The following is a 4,505-nucleotide window of genomic DNA, read 5'->3' as shown; positions in this document are numbered from 1 at the left end:
GCGCAGGCGATGCGGGAATGGCTTCGAGGCACGCTGCCCTCGATGGTTTCGGTGGCTGGGCCGCCCGCATCGCCGTCCGGGTTCGACCACTGATTACGCGATGCCGCTGATGGCTTTGTAAGGCGATGTCGGCGAGGCCGGGACTGCGGTTGGGCGAGAACGGTCGGGGGGCTTGATGGAGAAGATATTCGTCGGGATCGATGTGGCGAAGCAGACCCACTGGGCTTGCGCCATGGACGCGGGTGGCCGGATCGTTCTCGACCGCGCGGTCGAGAACGATCCGGAGGCGATCGAGGGCTTCGTGGCGGAGCTTCATGCGCTCGAAGGCGAGGCGGTGATCGGGCTGGACGTGGTGGGCTCGGTTGCGCGCTTTCTCGAAGCCATGCTGCTGGGTGAGGGCTTCGCGCTCGTCCATACCCCCGGCATCGCGGTCAACCGGGCGGGCCAGGGTTTCGCCGGGGGCGAGCGCAAATCCGATCCCGGGGACGCGCGCACCATCGCCGATCTGGTTCGCACCAGGCCCCTGCGGCCGGTCCTGCCCGATGACGACACCCTCGTCGCGCTGCGGCTGAAGGTGGCGCGCCGGCGCGAGCTGGTGGCCGAGCAGACCCGGCGCCTGTGCCGGCTGCGCCAGCTGCTCGGCGGCATCCATCCGGGCCTCGAACGGGCGCTGGACGTCACCTGCAAGGGGCCGCTGGCGCTGCTCGCGCGCCATGTCACCCCCGCCGAGATCCGCCGCGCCGGCAGGAAGCGCCTCATCGCGCATCTGAGAAAGACGCCGCATCTGCGCGGGGTCGAGGCGCTGGCCGACGCCGCGCTCGCCGCGGCCGCGGCCCAGCGGATCGTCGTGCCCGGCGAGGCGGCGACCGCCGAGATGATCCGCGAGATGGCCGTGGAGGCGCTGGAGACCCGCGCCAGGCTCGCCCGGCTCGACCGCGACCTGGAAGCCCTGCTCGAACGCCACCCTGACGGCGCCCTCATCCAGAGCCTGCCGGGGGTGGGGGCGATCCTGGCGGCAGAACTCCTCGCCCATCTCGGCAATATCGCACGCTTCCCCTCCGCCGACGCGCTGGCCTCGACCGCCGGCCTCGCCCCGGTGCTCAGGCAATCGGGCAAGGCGCGCGGCTGGCGGCGCGCCAGGGGCGGCGACAAGGCCCTCAAGCGGATCTTCTTCCAGAGCGCCTTCTGCGCGGTGCGCGCGGGGGATCCGCTCTCGAAGGCCTATTACGACCGAAAGCGCCGCGAGGGGAAAACCCACACCCAGGCCCTCATCGCTCTCGCGCGCCGCCGCGTCACCGTGCTCTGGACCATGCTCCGCAACCACGAAGCCTTCGATCGGGATCGAAAAGCCGCTTGACTTGCCCATAACGCAGCCATTGGCGAAACGGGGCGGGGCGGGCGCTGCCCGGCGGTGCCCGCCGGGCGGGGTGGTGACGCCTACCCGCCCGGAACTCGGGCGGAGGTATGGTGTTGCCGGACATAATTCTGCGCCGCCAAATATGGGATTCGTTCGTGATCACAAAAATATGCGACCCGCACGATCATCGACCGGAGCCGCCACGCCGCCCGCCGGAACCCGCAAATGCCGCGGTCGCAGCCAACGGACGTTGGAAAAAAAGAGGCCGAGCGCATGGCTCGGCCCAAGTCCAACAGGGAGGTGAAGCAGGCACATCCGAAATTCGGAGGCCCAACTTCGAGTTGTAATATAGCTTCACATCCCGGTGCGCGCAAGAACGAATGCCCAAAATTTGCGCATGGCAGCTATGGTGTCATTGCATGGCCGGTCTCTGGTGCCTCCTGAAGGGCCCGCCGCCGGAAGCTCTGGATCTCCTCCAGAACGAAGTCGCGGAAGGCGCAGACCCGCTTGGAATGGCGCAATTCCTCGACATAGGCGAGATAGACCGGGATCGTGGCGCTCTGCACGTCCGGCAGCACCCGCACCAGATCGGGAAAGTCCGCCGTGACGTAATCGGGGAGGGATCCGATGCCGATGCCGTGGATCACCCCCTGCAGGATGCCGAAATAGGTATTGACCGTCATCGCCGACCGGGTGGCCGCGGCGACGAAGGGCTGGCTGAACTCCAGCCCAGCGCGCACCTGCGGCGAGGAGGGGCTCTGGGTGATCAGGCGATGGTCCGCGAGCGCCTCGGCGGTCTCCGGCAGGCCGTTGCGCGCCACGTAGTCGGCGTTGGCGTAGAAGCAGATGCGCACGTCCATCAGCCGGCGGCGGATCAGCTCGGCCTGGCTCGGCTCCTTCATGCGGATCGCCACATCAGCCTCGCGCATGGGTAGGTCGAGGAGCTTTTCCTCGAGCATCAGGTCGATCTTGAGATTGGGATAGAGCGCGAAGAGCCGCGGCAGCCGCGGCAGCAGCCAGAGCGTGCCGAAGCCGAGGGTCGTGGTCACGCGCAACTCCCCGAAGACCTCGTCCTCGCTGTCGCGGATGCGCGCCGCCGTGGCGTCGAGGCGCTTGGTCATGGTGCGCGTCGCCTCGAAGAGCAGCTCGCCCTGCTCGGTCAGGATCAGCCCGCGGGCATGGCGGCGGAAGAGCGTGGTGTTGAGGCTCTCCTCGAGCGCCCGGATCTGGCGGCTCACCGCCGACTGGCTAAGATGCAACGATTCGCCGGCATGGGTCAGGCTGCCGGCATCGGCGACCGCGTGGAAGATTCGCAGCTTGTCCCAGTCCATGACGGTCTCTTCAGGTCTTGCCAGGCGCAGCCCGATCCGCTGCGCGAGACGCCCCTAGCACAGATTTCCGATCGGGGTCATGGTTTTTGTCCTTGCTTTCACGCCGCGGCGGCGGACGGATACTTTCTTTCCATATGCGGAGCATTGGTCATATTGCGGTGATTTTGCTTCATTCCTCGCCGCTTCCGGCCTAGATTCGAGGGGGCGACCCATCCGGCCCTCCGCCGGAACGAGGAAGCAGGATGTTGCACGACGTCTCGCTCGCAGACCGGTTCGACCTGACCAAGCGGCAGGTGCTGCTCGGCGGCACCCAGGCCTTGGTGCGCGCGCTCCTGATGCAGAAGGCGCGCGACGAGGCCGCAGGGCTCTCCACCGCGGGCTATGCCACCGGCTACCGCGGCTCGCCGCTCGGCGGCCTCGACCTGCAGATGATGCGCGCGGAGCGCGAGCTCGCGGCCGCGGACGTGACGTTCGAGCCGGGTCTCAACGAGGATCTCGCCGCCACGGCGCTCTGGGGCAGCCAGCAGGCGGCGCTGCGCGGCGAGGGCCGCGTCGACGGCGTTTTCGGGCTCTGGTACGGCAAGGGCCCCGGCGTGGACCGCTGCGGCGACGTCTTCCGCCACGCCAACATGGCCGGCACCGCGGCCTTGGGCGGCGTGCTCGCGGCGCTCGGCGACGACCATACCGGCGAGAGCTCGACCACGCTGCACCATTCGGAATTCGCGCTGGTCGATGCGATGATGCCGATCCTCTCGCCGGCGGGCGTGCAGGAGGTGCTCGACTACGCGCTGCTCGGCTGGGCGCTCTCGCGCTATTCCGGCGCCTGGGTCGGGCTGAAATGCGTCAAGGACACCATCGAGGTGACCGAGGTGGTCGACGGCGACCCGCACCGGCTCCGGATCGTGACCCCGACCGATTTCGCCATGCCCGAGGGCGGGCTCAACATAAGGCTCGGCGACACGCCCGTGGCCCAGGAAGCGCGCATGCACGATTTCAAGCGCTTCTCGGCCGAGGCCTTCGCGCGCGCCAACCGCATCGACCGGCGCGTCTGGGGCGACGCCAGGGCGCGGATCGGCATCGTCTCCTGCGGCAAGTCGTGGCTCGACACGGTGCATGCACTCGAGCTGCTCGGGCTCGACGCCGCGCAGGCGGCCCGGCTCGGCATCTCGACCTACAAGATCGGCATGGTCTGGCCGCTGGACATGAAATCGTTCCGCGAATGGGCGCACGATCTCGAGCTGATCATCGTGGTCGAGGAGAAGCGCAAGCTGCTCGAGGTCGAGATCAAGGAGGCGATCTTCGACGACCGCCGCGGCCGGCGGGTGATCGGCTGGAAGAACGAGCGCGGCGAGACGGTCTTCTCGGTCAAGGCCGCGCTCGATCCGGTCCGGATCGCGCATACGCTCGGCGGCCTGCTCGCGGCGGAGGGCGTGGAGACCGAGACGCTCGCCGCCCGCCGCACCGTGCTCGACGCCGCGCTCCACGCCGACAACGCCGAGGAGATCGCGGTGCGCAAGCCCTGGTTCTGCTCGGGCTGCCCGCACAATACCTCGACGCTTCTGCCCGGCGGCGCCCGCGCCTATGCCGGCATCGGCTGCCACTACATGGTGCAGTGGATGGACCGCGCCACTGAGGGCTTCACCCATATGGGCGGGGAGGGGGCGAACTGGATAGGCGAGGCGCCCTTCTCCACGCGCCCCCATGTCTTCCAGAACCTCGGCGACGGCACCTACAACCATTCCGGCGTCCAGGCGATCCGCGCCGCCCTCGCCGCCGGCACCACCATCACCTACAAGATCCTCTTCAACGACGCCGTC

General features: G+C 68.6%; 2 protein-coding genes and 1 pseudogene. 2 read left to right on the top strand and 1 reads right to left on the bottom strand.

Annotated elements, in window-relative coordinates; genetic code table 11:
• Positions 1-175: 175 nt before the first annotated feature.
• Positions 176-1,357 carry an IS110 family transposase gene (locus V7050_RS18430; protein WP_324366443.1) on the top strand — a complete coding sequence of 394 codons (1,182 nt, stop codon included), beginning with the start codon at positions 176-178 and terminating at the stop codon, positions 1,355-1,357.
• A gap of 404 nt (positions 1,358-1,761) precedes the next feature.
• Here the strand turns inward: V7050_RS18430 and V7050_RS18425 are convergent, their stop codons facing one another.
• On the bottom strand, positions 1,762-2,688 hold the full coding sequence (locus V7050_RS18425) for a LysR family transcriptional regulator (RefSeq protein WP_324366441.1): 927 nt from the start codon (positions 2,686-2,688) through the stop codon (positions 1,762-1,764).
• A gap of 242 nt (positions 2,689-2,930) precedes the next feature.
• On the opposite strand from V7050_RS18425, the pseudogene V7050_RS18420 reads away from it, so the two are divergent.
• Positions 2,931-4,505, top strand: a pseudogene (locus V7050_RS18420) (indolepyruvate ferredoxin oxidoreductase family protein); the annotation flags it as partial.

Origin of the sequence: Amaricoccus sp. (assembly GCF_036846665.1) — a bacterium.
Lineage (GTDB): Bacteria > Pseudomonadota > Alphaproteobacteria > Rhodobacterales > Rhodobacteraceae > Amaricoccus.
This window is presented reverse-complemented; position numbering and strand designations above follow the sequence as displayed.

Bases quoted from the DNA above. Each gene is read 5' to 3' on its own strand.
- V7050_RS18430 (WP_324366443.1), top strand. From the start codon at position 176: ATGGAGAAGATATTCGTCGGGATCGATGTGGCGAAGCAGACCCACTGG.
- V7050_RS18425 (WP_324366441.1), bottom strand. From the start codon at position 2,688: ATGGACTGGGACAAGCTGCGAATCTTCCACGCGGTCGCCGATGCCGGC.